At 56.3% G+C, this 607-nt stretch carries 1 protein-coding gene; it reads right to left on the bottom strand.

All coding sequences use genetic code 11. The annotated features are described in order from the left end of the window. On the bottom strand, positions 1-438 hold a 438-nt coding region (locus ACP7BV_RS27660; protein WP_426108121.1), incomplete at its 3' end, for a hypothetical protein. Positions 439-607: the final 169 nt, after the last annotated feature.

Below are 607 nucleotides of genomic sequence, written 5' to 3' on the forward strand. Positions count from 1 at the left end.
CGCCATATCGCGATCACGCACCGTGTAGTCGCCGCCTTTGGCCTGATCAATGCCCGCCACGCTCGTCACGCGCCCGCCGGCCAGATCGGTCCGCAGCCCGCGCAGCAGCGCTAGCATTGCCACGCTGGTACGACCGTCCTCGATCTTCCATTGGGAACTTTGAACCAGTGCGCGTTCGTCGATCTTGCCCGCTCCATAATTGGAGAGCAACGAATTTTCAGTTACCGGCAGCTCCACGAATACGCTGATTTTTTCCTTCTTTGCAACAAATTCCCGGATGCAGTCGAGGAAAAATCGAGGCGCCTCGACCGTTCCGTGGTATTCGCCGAACACAATGACACCACCGTCGGGCAGCGTCTGCTTTAGCTGCACGTAACAGCTGGCGAAGGCGTTTAACGACGCTGACAATAGAAGCAAGCACAGAAGAAATTTGCGCACCTTGAGCCTTCGTTATCGAACGGATTATTGTAGGTGCCCTGCTCGGGCCCGGCAAGGACCCTTTGGGTTAAGGCCGGACTAACAGGCGCGCTATGCTCAAATACCAAAAAAGCCGCCCCGCTTTCAACGGAACGGCATTTCCTTCACAAGAGAACGCAGGACTCAGCCA

The organism is Massilia sp. TSP1-1-2, from assembly GCF_049896185.1.
Classification (GTDB): Bacteria; Pseudomonadota; Gammaproteobacteria; order Burkholderiales; family Burkholderiaceae_D; genus Telluria_A.